This is a genomic window from Nocardia sp. NPDC051052 (assembly GCF_044456045.1).
Classification (GTDB): Bacteria; Actinomycetota; Actinomycetes; order Mycobacteriales; family Mycobacteriaceae; genus Nocardia.
On sequence record NZ_JBITFL010000021.1, the window covers coordinates 32,737 to 48,481 of the forward strand.

A 15,745-nucleotide genomic window follows, 5' to 3' on the forward strand; every position below is an offset into this window, starting at 1 on the left:
GGGCTATCGGCTGCCGATGGGCTGTTGCAGCAGCCCGGCCAGCACCGTGCCCGCGCCTTGCAGCCAGATCGGCCAGCTGGCGGGATCCAGCGCCATGGAGCCCTCGTCGTGGATCGAGCAGCCCGGCTCGGCGGGGACACCGTCGAACCGGTCCTTCATCCACAGCAGCACCCGCGCGATGCTGTCGATTTCCAGCGTGATGTGTTCGCTGAAGTGGTCACGGGTGTAGTGGACTTGGGCGCTGGGGTCTCGGCAGTACTCGTCGACCAGCGTGTTGACCGGGCCGACCGGGGCGATCCAGTCGGGGTTGGAATTGAAGATGAACATCGGCATCTTCGGCACCGAATGACCCATCCGGAGCGCGTCGAACACCTTGGTGGGGACGGCATCGTCGAGCGCGTTGGGCACGTCGTACATGCCGTCGGTCAGGTTCATGAACGGGAGCAACGCGGCGGAGTAGAGACACAACGAGTTCTTCACCGGCGCAAGGACTTTGCCGATCGGTCTCATGTGCTGGTCGTTGTACGCGGCCAGCTCCGGATACTCCCGCGCGACGCCGAGCAGGCCCGAGAAGATCAGTCCGGCGCCCAGATTGCCGCTGGCCATTTGATACATCGCCTTGATGTCGGCCGGGACGCCGCCCTCCGACACCCCGACGATATCGAGTTCCGGAGCGTAGGAGGCGGCCAGTTCGGCTGTGTGCCCGGTGGTGATCGCGCCGCCGGAGTACCCGGCCAGGCCCACCTTGGTCTGCGGTGTGAGGCCCATCGGCGCGAAGTTCTCCGCCGCCCGGACGCCGTCGAGGGTGATGCGCGCGCCGAGCGGACCGGCGGCGAAGGCGGAGTCGGGCCCCTCGTGGTCCGGCATCGCCACCGCCCAGCCCGCGCCGAGCGCGGTCAGCGGCAGCACGAACTCGAACGGGATGTCGAACTGGCCGGCGATATTGCCCGGCACCGAAGCCTGTTGCAGCACATAGGATGCCGCGCAGTACTGCGCGTTCGAGTCCTGCGGGAACTGGTACGACAGCAGCGGGCGTGGCGCGCCACCGTTGTCGCCGCGCGGCTTCATCAGCGTGGTGACGGCGGCAATCGGCTCGTCCCTGGTGTTGGTGGACCGATACGACAGCTGCCAGGCATCGATATTGAACGGAATGACCGAATAGAACGCCAGATGGACCTCGCGGGCCGCGATGATTTCGCCGGGCTGCTTCGAAGCGATGAGGTCGGCGGGTGGCGCATAGAATCCCGGATCGAGTTCCGGCGGCGACGGCGGTATCGGGAACGGCAGCGGGGGTTGCACTGGAACCTGCTGTGCGGCCGGGTCTTGCCCGGCCGGTGCCGCCATTGCTGGTATTCCAACAGCTACTTGAATGGAAGTCGCGATAAGGGCGATGAACGCCGCACTGCGGAATCGCCCGAGCTTTCCGGGTGCAACGCTATTCATTGAGCTTCTTTCGCTGGTGGGATGTGTTGATGAGATCCAACAAATGGATCTGTCGGGCGCAGAAAGTATTCCGGCCGCGACCTCGCTCCGGTATACGGCGCGCCGCGTATTACCCACCAGAATGTCTGTAAGGCTAAGTAACAGCAAATGCTACAACTGGTCACGGGTCCAGAGGTAAAGTGCTAATTTACCGGGTCACGAATTGTGCACATTGCACAACTTCTAGGACGATCAGGACAGATCCGGCAGCGGTCGGCACGGCACGTGCCCGGTTCGTCCGGGATGCGTTATTCCTCCGCTGCCTCGTTGTGAAACTCGGGGTACTCACGTGACTTTCGATTTCGGCTTCCTCGATCTTCCTGCCGGTGGCCGCGGCGAGGCGCTGACAGTGCGGGTTGTGCTCGGTACCAACGCACCTCGACAGCGTTGGCAGCTGGGCCAAGCGTTGCGGCCCGCACCTCTGCCACGCTCATAAGTGCGCTATCCCGGTTTTCGGTTGAGGCCACCCCCGAGGAGCCCCTCTTGCTCACGCTCGTTGTCGATCGCACCGCCGACCAGACCTTTCGCTCCGACGACGCGGCCACGCCGCGGGTGCAGCGGTGATGCTCTCCACGGTCATCCGGACCATCGAGGTGAACGGCGTACCGATCGGATACACCGACACCGGCGACCCGAACGGCCGATCCGACGCTCCCGTCATCGTTTTCGGGCACAGTCTGCTGTTCGGCGGCTGGATGTTTCGCGCGCAGATCGCCGTGCTGCGCGAGCACTACCGCTGTATCGCGATCGACTGGCGCGGGCAGGGCGGCACCCAGCCCACCTCGGGCGGCTACGACATGGACACGCTGACCGCCGACGCGGTCGGGCTGATCGAGACGCTCGGCCTCGCGCCGGTGCACTGGGTCGGCATCGGCATGGGCGGTTTCGTCGGGCAACGGGTCGCCGCCCGGCGCGGCGAACTGCTGCGGTCACTCACGCTGCTGTCCACCGGCGCGGGCTCCCAGGACCGGAGCATGGTCGGCAGCTACACCCGGCTCATCTGGGCGGTACGCCTTTTCGGCGTCGACGTAGTTCGTGGCAAGGTCGCGCGGCTGCTGTTCGGGCCCGCGTTCCTGGCCGATCCGGCCGCCGCGGACACCATCGATGAATGGGCCGAGCGGCTCGATCGCATCGACCGCGCAGGCACCCGCAGGGCGATCCGCGGCGCGATCGGTCGCGCTCCGGCCGATCGCGAGATCAGCGGCATCACCGCGCCGACCCTGGTCGCGGTCGGCGCCGACGACGCGGTGACCCCGATCGCGGACGCGTGGCGGCTCACGGAGCTGATACCCAAGGCGCGGTTCGAGGTGATCGAAAATGCCGGGCACTGCTGCGTTCTGGAGCAGCCCGGCGTTGTTACCGCACTGGTGCAGAGCTTTCTGGCCGATATCGACGGTTGAGGGACAATCGTGCCGCGTTCGTATTATTCAGGCAATGGCTCGATCCGGCTGCGGGGTAAGGATTTTATCGCCGTAGGTCTGCGCGCAACGCAGCGCCAATTCGATATAGGTCGCGCGTTCTTCGATGGAATGCCCGAGCAATTCCTCGGATTGGTTGATGCGATAGCGAACAGTGTTGGGGTGCACGTTCAACTGCTGCGCTGTTGCCGGTGCGTTGCGCCCGCTCGCCAGGTACGCCAGCAGCGTTTCGCGCAATCGGGCGGTGGTTTCGTCGGTGGTCGTCAACGCGCCCAATTCCCTTGCCGCCAGGACACGCATCGCCTCGACGCTGCCGTCGCCGGTGGTCAGGCAGACCAATTCGACGTCGGCGTAGCGGATCACCGTCGGTGCGAAATCGGTGGCGATCGCCACCCGTTGCGCGGCGAGCGCCTCGCGGTGACTCTGCCGGAATCCGGCGATTTCCGGCGCCGCCGAACCGATGGCCGCGTGCAGCCCGGGCTGCCCGACCGTGGGCAGCGCCGCGAGGTCGGGCACGCCCGAGGTGGCGATCCAGGCCCACATGCCGCGCACGCCGGACGAGAGCATCAGCGGACGCGGCGCGTCGAGCAGCGCGGCGATCTCGTTGCCGAACTTCTCCAGCGTGCGCACCGGATCCGGGATGGTGGCCGAGTCGTCGGCCCACAGCACGATCGCGGTCTGGTGCCTGCGCAGCGAGTGACCGAGCTGCGCCTCGGCGTGGTCGATGTCGATCGCGTCGCCGCGCAGCAGCGAACCCGCGAGCCCGAACCGGCGGGCCAGCGCGCCGCGCTGCCACTGCTCGCGCTCGTCGGTATAGACCGCCACGGACGCCTCCACGCAGGTGTCGGTCCATTCGAGCACCCGATCCCAGAACAGCAGCAGGACCGCGCTGCGCAGCTGGTCGTCCTCGATCGCCTTGTTCAGGAAGTCGGTGATGAACTGCCAGAGCATGGCCTGCCCGACCCGGTAGGTCCGCATCACCACGTCGATCCCGAACCCACGCCTGGCGACGGTCCGCGACAGCGCGAGCACCTCCGCGGGCGGGTGCACCTCGAATACCTCCCTGCTCACCATGGCGAGGAAACTGCGCCAGTGCGCGCGGGTTGCCGCGTGCAGCATCTCGGCGAGTTCGGCGTCGCCGGGCAGTTGCGCGTTGACCTCGTTGATCTTGCCGTCGACCAGGTCGACCAGCTGTTGGGTCTGCTCGTCGCTGCGCGCCTGTGCCCCGAACTGGACGAGCCAGTCGAGGGCTTCCTGATCCAAGGCAGTCATAGCCCACATTGTGCTGCGCGGGCTGCCCGGGCGCGGCGCATTCGTCCTATCGGTGCGACGAGATGTCAAGTAGTCCTGCCTACTTCGGGTTCGGCCGAGTCGTCGAGCGCTATTACCGACTGGTCGGCATCCATGGATTGTTTTTCCGGTCTGAAAAGTTCGCGACGCACACTGAGGAATGCGACTCCGCGGACCACGGATAGGTAATCTGAGCACGTTCCATTCAGCGCTGACCCAACTCATGGAGGGCCGTAATGAACGGATCGTCGATCAGCGAACTACCGAGCACCGCAGAAACGTATTGGTCGGTTTGTATAGCGGACTCGTGGGCATAACCCCGTCATGAAACCAGAGGACGCCGCGCGCCGCTTGCTGGAGGACATTTTGGTGCGCTATACGTCGTTGGAAGAATTCCTCGGCTTGCTACGTGTCGACCCCCTGGTCGATACCACGGAACTCCCGCCGATTTCGGCTTACCTCTGGACCATTCCGTCGTAGCGGCCGCCGGAACTATCGGCGTCCGATCGAACGGGGTCGGCGTGACTCGATGTCGTGCGCGAGATCGGTCCACTGGATCGCGAGCGCGGCGAGCCGGGACCACGCCGCGTGCACACGTTGCTCCGGCACGTTCTCGGCGGTCATCAGCAGATGGTCGGCGAGGATCTGGGCGGCGGCCATTCGGTCGACGGTGCTACCGAGCGACTCGGCGGGCCGGTCCTTCGCGCGCCGCGGCGTCACCTGCTTGGCCACCCAGTCGTCGATCACGGTGACGACTTCGCTACGGCGACAGTCGATTTCCACCAGGCGCTCGGGCTGTGCGCGGCGCGTGTGGTGCAGCTGCGCCAAGGCTCTGGCCAGTTGGATGACGAGGTGGTCGCCGGGGCGGTCGCCGGTGTGCAAGCGCAACGCGGCGGACAATTCGTGCCAGTCCGGCAGCAGCGGTCGGGTGCTGCCGTCTTCGATGGACATCGCTCGCGGTCTCGGTCCTTCAGCGGTCTGCACGGTCACGTGACGGCGTCGACGCGGCCCGGTGCGCTCACCTGGCAAATGCGACCGGCTCGTGCCTCACTGCGGAGACTCTGCCTCATGGTTCGCACGCTTTGTCGCGCGTCCGCCATCTCCCGGTGGTCCAGTTGCGTGGGCAAGGTTGGCCTTCCCTAGCGACGGTCGAGGTGCACCCGGCCCCGGCGACCAGCCATATTCCTTTGGGCCGACCAGCCGTTCTGCGCGTACCCGAGATAAGGGAGCAAAGCGCCCGGCGCCGGATGCATCTTCGATTTTCGTCCTTCGAACCGCCTTCCGTAAGCCGAATTCAGGTCATTTCGCGCTCGGTTTGGCCTCTTTGGTTATGCCTGGGCAATCTGTTCTGAGTTACTAAGGTAGGTTGATAAAGTGAGTTGATCAGGTAGCCTTAGTATGTGACCGACGATCTGGATGCCGCGGACGTTGCCGCCGCCCTGCTGACCGGGGTCGGCGCGCTACTGCGCCGATTACGTCATCTGCAGCTGGCGGACGCGCTCACCATGCCCGAGCGCACCGCGCTGTCCCGGCTGGATCGCGAGGGTCCGGCCACCTCGGCGGAACTGGCACGCAAGGAACAGATCACGCCGCAGGCGATGGGGGCGACGCTGAGCGCGTTGCAAGCCCGCGGCCTGATCGCGCGCAACTCGGACCCGGCGGATCGCAGGCGCGTCGTCCTCGCCGTCACGCCCGCCGGTTCGCGGGTACTGACGGAAAAACGCAGTGCGAAAACCGAATTGATGGCCAGGGTGCTCGCCGAGGAGTTCACGCCCGCGCAGTTGAAGCAGCTGGCCGCGGCCGCCCCGCTGATCGAGCGACTCGCGCACCACCTCTGATTCCCCGCAGCAGCAGACCTTGACTGGGCGAGAGTTCTTCCCGCAGTTGATCTCCGGTCCGGTCCGTTCCATACCGGCCTGGTCATCGTGTTCGCCTTCAGCGCGGTCCTCGCCGCGATCGCGGTGCGCCGCGGCAGCCGACCCAAATCCAGACCACCAGAGCGGGATTCGATCTCAGCCACGACACCCAACTAGGAGAAACAGCATGGCACTCAGCACGCTCGACGCGCGCACCGCGCTCATCCTCATCGACCTGCAGAAGGGCACCGCCGCGATATCCGGCGCGCCGCACTCGATGCCCGACATCATCGCCCGCGCGGCCGAACTCGCCGATGCCTTCCGCGCCCACCGGCTGCCCGTCATCCTGGTGCGGGTGAGCGGAGCTCCCGACGGCTCGGATTTCGCGCAGGGCCGCACCGACGCGCCGCGCCGTACCGGCGGCACTCGCCCCGAGGGCTGGGACGTCATCGTCGACGAATTGGCCGGTCACGCCGAGGATCTCATCGTGACCAAACGTAATGTCGGCGCGTTCTACGGCACCGACCTCGAACTGCACCTGCGCCGCCGCGGCATCACCCAGCTCGTGCTGGCCGGCGTCGCCACCAGCATGGGCGTCGAATCCACCGTCCGCGCCGCGCACGACCACGGCTACCACGTCACCCTGGCCACCGACGCCACGACCGACATGGACGAAGCCGTCCACCGGCACAGCGTTGACCGAGTCCTCCCGCGCTTCGCCGAGACCGGCAGCACCGCCGAAATCCTCGAACTGCTGGACAAGACCCGCTAGTCGATACGTGCGTTCGGCAGCGGCCGGGTGCTGCTGTCGGACCGCCTACGGCTCAGGCGATTTCGGGGATGACGGTGAAGTGGCGGACAGTGCCCGAGAGGCCGGGGAGTTCGGTGGGGGCTGTCCAGCCGCGGAGGTCGGCGCTATCGCTGTAGAAGTACCTCGGGTTGTTCTCGTCGTAGTCGTCGAAGAAGATTCGCCAGCCGCCGTTGGGGAGCGGGATGACGCATTGGCCCTCGCGAGGGGCACCCCAGCCTGCCCAATCTCCGGTCTCGACAAATAAATACGGGCCGAGGGGTGCGGGGGCGATGGCGAGTTCGATGAGTTTGCTGGTTTCGTTCTTCGTGAAGGCGAAGTAGACACCGTCGTGGTGGACGATGGTGGTGTCGATGTAGCCGTAGCCGAAACGATCGCAGGTGGGGCGGTCGGCGGGGGTGACGTAACCGGGGACGGGGCCGAGCCCGGCCAGTGGGGTCAACCGAGTCCACGACTGCAGCGAAGGGTCGGTCGCGGTCATCACGTGCGGCGTGAAGCGGCAGCCGTCGGACAGCGACACGATGACATTGACCCGGCCCTGCGCGTCGACCAGCCATTCCGGAGCCCAGCTCGACGTCACATTCAGGCCGTCCACCTGGATCGGGAAGTCGTACATGTGCTGCCAGTCGACGCGGTTGGTGCTGCGCGCGAAGCCGATCGCCTGGCCCTCCCACGCGGTGGTGTAGGTGAGGTAGTAGACGCCGTCGACGTGCCGGAAGAGGCAGGGGTCGCGCAGCAGTCCGGCCGGGGGACGGTAGGCGGGGCCGCGCAGTAGTTGGAAGTTGGTCGCGTCGGTGGATTCGTAGACGTACAAATCGGATTCAGTGTCATTGGTGAACGCGGTCATCGTGTACCGCATCACCGGTGCTTTGGCCGCGGCATGCTTCAGTGCCAGCAGGCTCAAGGGCAAACCTGCCGCCAACGCCAGCGCGGACCTGCGACTCACCGTCACGAATGCCACCTTCGGGATTATCCAGAGCATATTGCTATCGACTCGCCGACACGCCGTAGATGGGGTTTCGCTCGGCGGCTCGGCCGGAACGTGTCGTCTCGTGATCCTGAACCCGCGTCGGCACGTCGTACTCGGCCCCGGCTGCTACCGGAGCTCGGAGGTTGGGCGAATGGCTGTGTCGGAGAACAAGTTACGCGGCAAACCTTGGCGTATAGCCCAAGACAACCCACCCGCGTACCTGCGACCCTCAGTTCAGGTAAGGGATCCGCCCGGCACAGCACTCCGGTCACCGACCGGGTAGGCCCGCCCGTGTCTCGCTCGTTCGCCGAACGCCAAATGTATGGAGTCGGAACCATGCCCGAGCTCGCAGATGGACCGCAACTGGGGTCGCAGCCGTCGCCCGCGCTGCCAACCGCCCGCGAACTGCTGGACGCGATGCATGACGTTGTCCCCGAACGACATCCGGCGGCGGCGATACTGCGCGCCGCCTGCCTGCTCGCCGCGGTGGACGAGTGGATTCACCGCCATCGGGCCGCGACCGACCTGACCCCGCCTGCCTCGCGCCGGGTCAACAGCCCCGCGATCGAGCGCGCGGCCCGCACCCTGCGCCGATATTTGATCGAAGGCATCGACGACGCGGCCCCCGGCGTCGACGGCGTCGGCAAGGCCGTGGACCAACTCGCCGCCGCCTGGGTCGACTGGCGCAGCGTGACCAGCGTTGATGACCCCGCCCGTCAGGTGGATACCCGTAAAGCCCTGATCGCCGCCTGCGACATCTATAACGCCCTCGCTGGACACGATCCGCACGAGCCATAGTTCAGATCGGGGCGGGATACATCAGATAGACCGGCCGGAAAGTGGCGACGTAGCGGTAATTCAGGGTCGGCGGTGGTTCTTGTTACTGATTCGCGTCAAGCGTCGCACGCATTGGTGTGTCACTTTTTCACGAATGCAAGGTTGCGTTTATGGACGGGCCTTCGGTCGGTAGATCATTCCATCCGGAATCGCCACGGGATTGCTCTCGGCTAGGTAATCTGGTGGGGTCCCACGAACTTCGGGACAGTTCCGCAGAGTGAGTCGTGGTCGCCCCTGCGGCTCGCTATCGCTGTACACACAGTCCGATGAGGTCCGGGTGATCCCCGGGCCTCATCGGTCGTGTCTTCAGCGGCGGGTATTTGTGGCGCAGCCCCGGGTAATCGGGCAATTTATCGGCCACGGCGAATATTCGTGCCGAATTCTCCGATCCAGACCCGCCGTGGATCCGAATATGCCGTAGTGCCGACACGTGTCTGACTTGTTGCCGGCCGCATGTACCGCATTCGATACGACAAGGGGTTACCTATGTTTCACAGAAGCGCGACCGCCGCGGTGACCGGTCTGCTCGCCGTCGCGGCAACGCTCGCCGTTGCCACCGGCGCGGCGAATGCCGCCCCCACGCCGCAGGCACCGGGGTCAAAGCCCAGCGAAACCGCACCCGCCGAGCAGAACGACCTGTTCGGCCTCTTCGCGCCGGAAGGCGGCAAGAAGCCGGGCGACAAGGGCGCCGAGAGCAAGCAGGGCAACGGTAAGGGCGGCAAGGCGGAAGGGGAGACGCCCGCCGCCGACCCGGAAGTCGCCGCCGCGCTCGATTCCGCATTGCGGGACTTCCTTCGGCCCCCGCACGGTGGTGCCGAGATGGGGCCACTCGGCAAAACCTCGGACGAGTGGCTCGATCTCTTCCTCGGACCCAAGCCGAGCCCCGGCGGCGGCGCACCGAAGGCCAAACCGCTCGGGTGATGAGTTGATCCGCACGCGTTACTGATTCATCCGGCGGCAGGCGGGTCCACTTCGCTCCCACGAGCGATCGGGTCCGCCTGCTGTCGATTCAGCCGAGAAAGTCGGTGTCCCAACCCGTTCGGACGATTCGCCGACGCCCCGTGTAGAGCAGGAGTGCGCTCTCCGAGAGCAGCAACGCCCAGACGACGTGCCGGCTTGCCTCGAGTCTCTTGGCCTGTGCTGTCACGGATTCCGGTCGGAGGTGACCGCGGGTCGGCCCAGTTTTGTCCGCTCGGAAGGCCTTGCCCACCTTGGTGGTGGCGTCCTTGGGCTGCTGCGGGTTGCGTTGTGCAGGCGCGGGTTTGGCGGTCGGCGGGACTTGCGCATCTTGACCGGGCATCGAGGCGAGCACGCTGTCCGGTTGGGCGACAACCGGTTTGGGCTGGGTCGGCGCCGGTAGCGCGCGGGAGAGCGCGATGAACCAGTCGGAGACGAATCGCACCGAGGGGCGGTCCGCGGCGACCGCGGTGAACGCGTAGGCGCCGTGCCTGGCCACCGCGTCCTGATATTTAGACCAGACCTGGGTGTCGACGAGTTCGAGATTGTCGCTGACCAGCCGTCCGATGGCATCGAACGCCTGGGTGACGACCTGGGTGAACCGCGGCGCGGCGGAGCGTTTCGGCATCGCGGCGAACATCTTGGCGGCCAACGCGGCCAACCCGGCCAGCGGATCCTTCGCGCCGATGGTGCCGATCTGGCAGACGTCTTCGGGACTGAGGACGACACCGACGATGCTGGTCAGGGTATTCAGCGTGATGGTCGCCAGTCGCACGGCGGCCGACTGCGCGGTCGGGTCGTCGATCGTCGAGCGCGGGTCGGAGGCCTCGGCGAGCCGCTCGCTCAGCGACTTGTCGGGCGACAGCACGAGACTGCCCGGGGTCAGCCCGTGCAGGTCCTTGTCGACCACGTCGGTAGCGGTCTTGCCCGCGGTGGCCGCCAGCGCGTCGGCGATCGAGGACAGCGCGGTCAGCGGGTCGTCCAGTGGCAGCAGCGCTTGGCCCGCGATGTTGGTGATCATGTGCAGGATCGGCGCGTTCGCGGGGGAGTCGCAGGCGAGGTCGCCGTCGATGCAGAACGACGCGACCCGACCGGTGAGCGCGCCGAAGTCGGGGGCGAGGTCGCGCAGCGGTCCGATCCCGCCGCCCGCCGCGGGGGCGGGCTGCGCCTGCAGCGCGGACAGCTCCGCGGCCACCGTGCCCGGTGCGGGATCGGGCGCGAGTTTGCCTGCGGCACCGGGGAACAGCGACGCACCGGGGTATCTGGTGGGGTCGGCGAGCAGGGCGACGCCGGCGATCCGGTCGGCCGGGATGGTGGACGCACCGCGGCCGATCTCCTGGGCGAACAAGGAGGCGATGTGCGCGCCCTGGGAGTAGCCGACGACAGCGAGGCGAGTGTTCTGGCATCGCTCGGCGACCGATTGCGCCATCGACCGCAGCCGCTGTAAGCCGCCGGTCACCGATTGTGCGTAGGGAACCGGGCCACCGGGCACGGCACCGCCGAAGCCGGCATCGTAGGGCACGTAGGCCCGATCGGTCTGGTCGGGCTCGGCCGCCAGCATCGGCAGGAAGATCGACGACAGCATGCCGTGATCATCGGAGGGGTTCGCATCGGGGGATGATTCGCCCGTGCCGGGTACGCCGATGGCGTAAAGGGCTGGGCAGCGCAGTGATTGGCCAGCCGTCGGCTGTGCCGCGACCAGGCCGACTCCCGCGTTCATGGCGAAGGCCGTACCTGCGACGAGGGTTCCTAGTCTCCGAATACCTGTTCTGGAGAATAGCATTCGACGCAACGTACCCACCTTCATATTGATCCGCATGGCCTGAGGCTGGTTCTGGTCGGGAGAGTCTCCGGCGTCCGCCGGTCCGGGGTGGGCTTCGCCGCCACCCCGGACCGTGTCGAATCAGCCGCCGAGAAGCGCGGTTACGACGCTGGTGAGTCCCGAGGTGAGGGCGGTGACGACGGCGGTGAGGAGCGGTGCAATCATGTTTTGCCTTTCGTTTTGCTGTGGTTACAAGCCGCCCGGTCAGTCTTTCTGCGGTAAATCCGACGCTGGGTCTGAAATGTCGGTGGTGCTCCGCGGCGAAAACTCCAGGCGGCGCGAACAACCCGGGTGGGCGTCCAACGCTGACAATGTCGGGAACCGTCAGTGGCAGGCGTCGATAGTGTCTTCGTTACCCAAGTACGTTCGGATGGAAGAAATTTTGGACTGGTTTCGATACGGCTGTGAGCTGGGGCAACGCTTGTGACCGGCGGAACGTCTCGGCGATGAACACGCTGGCGCAGGTGTTTTGTCCTTTTGGGGACTGGTGCGCTAGCCTTCCTCGGCGATCCAGCTCGTGCTCTCGTTCGACAAATGACACCGATCCGTCAATGGCGTATCACAGGAGCAAGTCATGTTGAGTGGTCTCTTCGGTCTAGTGAACAGCGTGCTCGCGGTAACGGAGAACCTCGTAGGGATTCTTACCTTCGGCATCTTGGGCTAGGCGGCACGCGCGCATTTTCGTTGAGTCCGGCGGGAATTCGGACAAACCGGAGATGCGCGCGCACTCCGCATTCTGTGCTACCGCCCCCGCCGGGGCTCGCCGGCACACAATCGTCGATCGAGGAGGTTCGCTGTGGCGCGAATGTCGAAGGAACTGGCGGCATTGGCGGTGCTGGCCGTCGTCATCTACTGCGCCGGAACGGATTCCCTGGCTTTCTGGAAATCCGACGCGGGGCCGGAGACCGCTGGTTCGGACTGGTTCGACGCGGACGACGACACCGAGCAGCTCGAGCACATCGGCGGGTTCCGTTGGTAGGCAAGGTTATTCCCCTGCTACCAGGCAGTGCCCGGGCGACCGCCGTGCTGGAGCTCGACGCCACCCGAGAGCTGGTTGCCCAGGCACACGCCAGGGCGAGTAGTGCCGCGGGCCGCGCCAGCGCCGCGGCCAAGCGAGCGGTGAACCGGGACAGGGCCGTCGACCATGTCGCCCGCGCGCACGGCGCCGCGCGTGCCGTGGCCGCCTCGAACACCACCCGCGACGCGGCCTGGCACGCCTATGTCGCCGCCAACCACGCGATCAAGGCAACCTTCTACGCGGTCGTCACCGCCGACGCGGCGGTGTCCGTCCAAGACGCGGGCGCCGCCGCGCTCGACGCCGCGAAGGCCGCCGCGTTCGCCCCCGACGACAGCACGGTCGCCGATGCCGCGGCTGCGGCGGAGGAGGCCGCCGCGGCCGCCAGCAACGGGGCGTACGGCGCACCGCCGGCCGTGACGATCGCGCGGATCGGCCACCGGCTGTCGATGAACTAGCCACCGAATGGGCGCGCTCCCCGGCCGATACTCGCCGCAGGGACCGGGCCTACCGGGGGTTCAGCAATTAGTCGGTTAAGTTCTCGGTTTATGCGCACATCGACTCGGCGTGCCGCGGTAGCGCTCGCGGTCGCGATGGCCGCGCTGCTGGTGCCCGGCGTGGGTGTTGCCGACCCGACGGAGCCAGTGGCGGGGACCGCCGCGCTCGGGCCCGACTTTCTCTGGGGCGTCGCGGCGTCCGGCTTCCAGTCCGAAGGCCATGCGCCACCGACCACCAGCCCGTCGCCGAACAACGATGCGCCCGATAGCAATTGGGTGCGCTACATCGGGAACCACCCCGAGTTCGACAAGTATCAGAGCTCGATCGACTTCTACGATCGATACGCCACCGATATCGATCTGGCGAAGTCGCTCGGAGTGAAGGTATTCCGAATCGGGATCGAGTGGGCGCGGCTGCAACCGAAGAGCCGACTGGAGTGGGACGCCGACGGATTCCGCTTCTACGACAAGGTGATCGCCAAGATCATCAGTGCTGGCATGCGCCCGATGCTCACCCTCGATCACTGGGTGTACCCGGGCTGGGCCTACGACGGCGCGTTCCATGGGCCGCACTCGGATACCCCGGACACCGGCTGGGATAACCCGGAGATGCTCGCAGCCTGGCTGACCAACATGCGCAAGGTGGTCGACCGATACGCTCCGCGAAATCCGATGTGGGTCACCATCAATGAGCCAGTCGCCTACATCATGCACGAGGTCCGCAACAACGCGACCAATCAGGATCGCATGGAAGACCTGGTCGCCGAGGCGCACAACAAGATCTATGAATACATTCACGACGTGCGGCCCGACGCGCAGGTGACCAGCAATATCGGCTACGTCGCCGGTATCGATGACCAGGTCAACGGCGGATTGTTCGCGAAGATCCGCGACCGGCTCGACTACATCGGCGTCGACTACTACTTCGCCTACGAGCCGCCGGCCTCGAGCCCGCCCGCCACCGTCCGGTCCATCGCGGCCGTCGGGTCGCCCGGGATGTGGAATCTGCCGATCCGGACCGAAGGAATCTACTACGCGGTCAAACGCTATGCGGACGAGGCGCGCAAGTTCGGCAAGCCGAACATGCCGATCTACGTGGTCGAGAACGGGATGCCAACGGAGAACGCCAATTCCGACGACGACAACGTCCCAGGAACCGGAAACTACAACCGCAGCGACCATTTGCGCGACACCGTCTACTGGCTGCAGCGCGCCAAGGCCGACGGCGTGAACCTCATCGGCTACAACTACTGGAGCATCACCGACAACTACGAATGGGGCAGCTACAACCCACGATTCGGCCTCTACGCGGTCGACGTGCGCAACGATCCCAAGCTGGAGCGCCGCCCGACCAAGGCCGTCGCCACCTACACCGAGACCATCGCGGCGGGCGGCGTCTCAGCGGACTACCACCCCACCCGCCCGCCGTCCGGTTGCGTCGTCGTCGACCCCACTCCCGGCTGCATCGACCTCGCCGTTCCCTGACCCCGGCCCCGCGGGCGGCGGATGGTCACCCGGTGGCGTGCCGCTCAGCGCGTTACCGGCTGCCCGCCACCAGCACCGCGATCAGCGCGATCGCGCCGGGCAGTGCCTGCACCAGCAGGATGCGGCGGCTGGCGGTGGCGGCACCGTAGATTCCGGCGACCACGACGCAGGCGGTGAAGAAGATCATCGCGGCGTACCCGACCGGGTCCGACGCGATGATTCCCCAGATCAGCCCGGCCGCGAGGAAGCCGTTGTAGAGTCCCTGATTCGCGGCGAGAACCTTGGTCTGCTCGGCGAATTCGACCGTGCTGCCGAACGCCGCCCGTACTCGCGGCGTCGTCCACAGGAACATCTCCATCACCACGATGTAGACGTGCAGCGCCGCCACCAATCCGACCAGAACCTCGGCTACTACTCGCACGATCGACTCGCTTCCTCGGGTATAGGCCGGGATCCGCCCGGATTTCTGATCAAGGATGACCGAAAACCGGTCGGCCCGAGTGCCGACGCGCGCAACCGAGCGGCATTGCCCATAGTTCCGAATAGTCGCTCACCGCAGGGCACCCACCGTTGCCGGGCAAACAAAAACGGGATGCCCGTCGGGGCATCCCGTTTCCGTAATGAATGGTGTTACGAGTTCACTCCACGACCTCGACGATGTCGCCGGGCTCGAGGTGGCGATACGTCGCCTCGGCGGCGTCGGGGTTCATCCGGATGCAGCCGTGCGAGTTCGAATCGAGCGGTCCGATGTGGGTGGCGATATCGCCGTCGAAGAAGACGGCCCACTCCATCGGCGCATTGTGCATCGTGCTCCAGAAATGTTCACGCTTGAAATCGACGTCGAAGACGCCGACATGGGATTCGTATCCCGGCCTGCCGATTTCGATCGGCTTTGGGCCGTAGATGGTCTTCCCATCCTCCATCAGCCACATTTCCTTGGTCGACAGCCGCATGCACGCGCGGACCTTCGCCGCGGTGCACGGCGCGTAGACCGGCGCGGGCGGCGGCGGCTGAATGATGGCAGGTACGCCGGGAATGTCCGGTCCGCCCGGCCATAGCGGTTCGGCCTGTGCGGTTGCCGTCATTGCGAATCCGGCGGCCGCGACCCCGGCCATAACCACGAATCTCGCCGACCAATTTCTAAAACGCTTGCTGCTCATCAAATTTCAGGCCTCTCTTCGCCTTGCCGCCACGCTGCGTGCCGAAATGCCAGAGTGATAGGAGTACCTCGTCGCAAGAAACTGGAGGATCCGAGGTGGTAGCGATCATCGCGGACCTTGCGCGCCGGGTCAATCGCGGCGCGCAGAT

At 66.1% G+C, this 15,745-nt stretch carries 16 protein-coding genes; 9 read left to right on the plus strand and 7 right to left on the minus strand.

From position 1 onward, the window contains the following. Nucleotides 1–3: 3 nt before the first annotated feature. Nucleotides 4–1,344 (minus strand): lipase family protein, encoded by a 1,341-nt coding sequence (locus tag ACIBCN_RS41920; RefSeq protein ID WP_396998119.1) that lies wholly within the window; start codon nucleotides 1,342–1,344, stop codon nucleotides 4–6. 701 nt (nucleotides 1,345–2,045) lie between these two features. Between ACIBCN_RS41920 and ACIBCN_RS41925 the strand changes: the two genes are divergently transcribed. After that, a complete protein-coding gene (locus tag ACIBCN_RS41925) occupies nucleotides 2,046–2,882 on the plus strand; it encodes an alpha/beta fold hydrolase (protein ID WP_396998227.1) in 837 nt (278 codons plus the stop codon). 27 nt (nucleotides 2,883–2,909) lie between these two features. Here the strand turns inward: ACIBCN_RS41925 and ACIBCN_RS41930 are convergent, their stop codons facing one another. Beyond that, nucleotides 2,910–4,172 carry a PucR family transcriptional regulator gene (locus tag ACIBCN_RS41930; RefSeq protein WP_396998121.1) on the minus strand — a complete coding sequence of 421 codons (1,263 nt, stop codon included), beginning with the start codon at nucleotides 4,170–4,172 and terminating at the stop codon, nucleotides 2,910–2,912. A 342-nt stretch (nucleotides 4,173–4,514) separates the two neighbouring features. On the opposite strand from ACIBCN_RS41930, the gene ACIBCN_RS41935 reads away from it, so the two are divergent. Continuing rightward, nucleotides 4,515–4,670, plus strand: coding sequence for a hypothetical protein (locus tag ACIBCN_RS41935; RefSeq protein ID WP_396998122.1), 156 nt, complete (start codon nucleotides 4,515–4,517; stop codon nucleotides 4,668–4,670). A gap of 12 nt (nucleotides 4,671–4,682) precedes the next feature. Here the strand turns inward: ACIBCN_RS41935 and ACIBCN_RS41940 are convergent, their stop codons facing one another. Continuing rightward, nucleotides 4,683–5,141: a DUF4254 domain-containing protein gene (locus tag ACIBCN_RS41940; protein ID WP_396998123.1), complete on the minus strand. Its 459-nt coding sequence runs from the start codon at nucleotides 5,139–5,141 to the stop codon at nucleotides 4,683–4,685. A gap of 449 nt (nucleotides 5,142–5,590) precedes the next feature. Between ACIBCN_RS41940 and ACIBCN_RS41945 the strand changes: the two genes are divergently transcribed. Continuing rightward, nucleotides 5,591–6,028 (plus strand): MarR family winged helix-turn-helix transcriptional regulator, encoded by a 438-nt coding sequence (locus ACIBCN_RS41945; protein WP_396998125.1) that lies wholly within the window; start codon nucleotides 5,591–5,593, stop codon nucleotides 6,026–6,028. Nucleotides 6,029–6,233: 205 nt separating this feature from the next. Further along, nucleotides 6,234–6,818 (plus strand): isochorismatase family protein, encoded by a 585-nt coding sequence (locus tag ACIBCN_RS41950; RefSeq protein ID WP_396998126.1) that lies wholly within the window; start codon nucleotides 6,234–6,236, stop codon nucleotides 6,816–6,818. A 52-nt stretch (nucleotides 6,819–6,870) separates the two neighbouring features. Here the strand turns inward: ACIBCN_RS41950 and ACIBCN_RS41955 are convergent, their stop codons facing one another. Further along, nucleotides 6,871–7,836, minus strand: coding sequence for a glycoside hydrolase (locus ACIBCN_RS41955; protein ID WP_396998127.1), 966 nt, complete (start codon nucleotides 7,834–7,836; stop codon nucleotides 6,871–6,873). 324 nt (nucleotides 7,837–8,160) lie between these two features. On the opposite strand from ACIBCN_RS41955, the gene ACIBCN_RS41960 reads away from it, so the two are divergent. Both ACIBCN_RS41960 and ACIBCN_RS41965 read left to right on the plus strand, forming a co-directional pair. Next, on the plus strand, nucleotides 8,161–8,622 hold the full coding sequence (locus ACIBCN_RS41960; protein WP_396998129.1) for a hypothetical protein: 462 nt from the start codon (nucleotides 8,161–8,163) through the stop codon (nucleotides 8,620–8,622). Nucleotides 8,623–9,147: 525 nt separating this feature from the next. Next, a complete protein-coding gene (locus tag ACIBCN_RS41965) occupies nucleotides 9,148–9,582 on the plus strand; it encodes a hypothetical protein (protein ID WP_396998130.1) in 435 nt (144 codons plus the stop codon). 88 nt (nucleotides 9,583–9,670) lie between these two features. Here the strand turns inward: ACIBCN_RS41965 and ACIBCN_RS41970 are convergent, their stop codons facing one another. Beyond that, on the minus strand, nucleotides 9,671–11,338 hold the full coding sequence (locus ACIBCN_RS41970; protein ID WP_396998132.1) for a cutinase family protein: 1,668 nt from the start codon (nucleotides 11,336–11,338) through the stop codon (nucleotides 9,671–9,673). An 898-nt stretch (nucleotides 11,339–12,236) separates the two neighbouring features. Between ACIBCN_RS41970 and ACIBCN_RS41975 the strand changes: the two genes are divergently transcribed. The 3 genes from ACIBCN_RS41975 to ACIBCN_RS41985 all read left to right on the plus strand — a co-directional run bounded on the left by ACIBCN_RS41975 (nucleotide 12,237) and on the right by ACIBCN_RS41985 (nucleotide 14,437). Beyond that, complete coding sequence (locus tag ACIBCN_RS41975; protein ID WP_396998133.1) at nucleotides 12,237–12,419, plus strand: hypothetical protein; 183 nt, start codon at nucleotides 12,237–12,239, stop codon at nucleotides 12,417–12,419. A 44-nt stretch (nucleotides 12,420–12,463) separates the two neighbouring features. Then, the gene (locus tag ACIBCN_RS41980; protein WP_396998134.1) at nucleotides 12,464–12,913 is read left to right on the plus strand and encodes a hypothetical protein; all 450 of its coding nucleotides are present in this window, start codon (nucleotides 12,464–12,466) and stop codon (nucleotides 12,911–12,913) included. 90 nt (nucleotides 12,914–13,003) lie between these two features. Next, nucleotides 13,004–14,437: a family 1 glycosylhydrolase gene (locus tag ACIBCN_RS41985; protein ID WP_396998135.1), complete on the plus strand. Its 1,434-nt coding sequence runs from the start codon at nucleotides 13,004–13,006 to the stop codon at nucleotides 14,435–14,437. Nucleotides 14,438–14,489: 52 nt separating this feature from the next. On the opposite strand, the gene ACIBCN_RS41990 is transcribed toward ACIBCN_RS41985, so the two are convergent. Then, the gene (locus tag ACIBCN_RS41990; protein WP_396998137.1) at nucleotides 14,490–14,858 is read right to left on the minus strand and encodes a DUF1304 domain-containing protein; all 369 of its coding nucleotides are present in this window, start codon (nucleotides 14,856–14,858) and stop codon (nucleotides 14,490–14,492) included. A 217-nt stretch (nucleotides 14,859–15,075) separates the two neighbouring features. After that, nucleotides 15,076–15,597: a L,D-transpeptidase gene (locus tag ACIBCN_RS41995; RefSeq protein ID WP_396998139.1), complete on the minus strand. Its 522-nt coding sequence runs from the start codon at nucleotides 15,595–15,597 to the stop codon at nucleotides 15,076–15,078. Nucleotides 15,598–15,745: the final 148 nt, after the last annotated feature.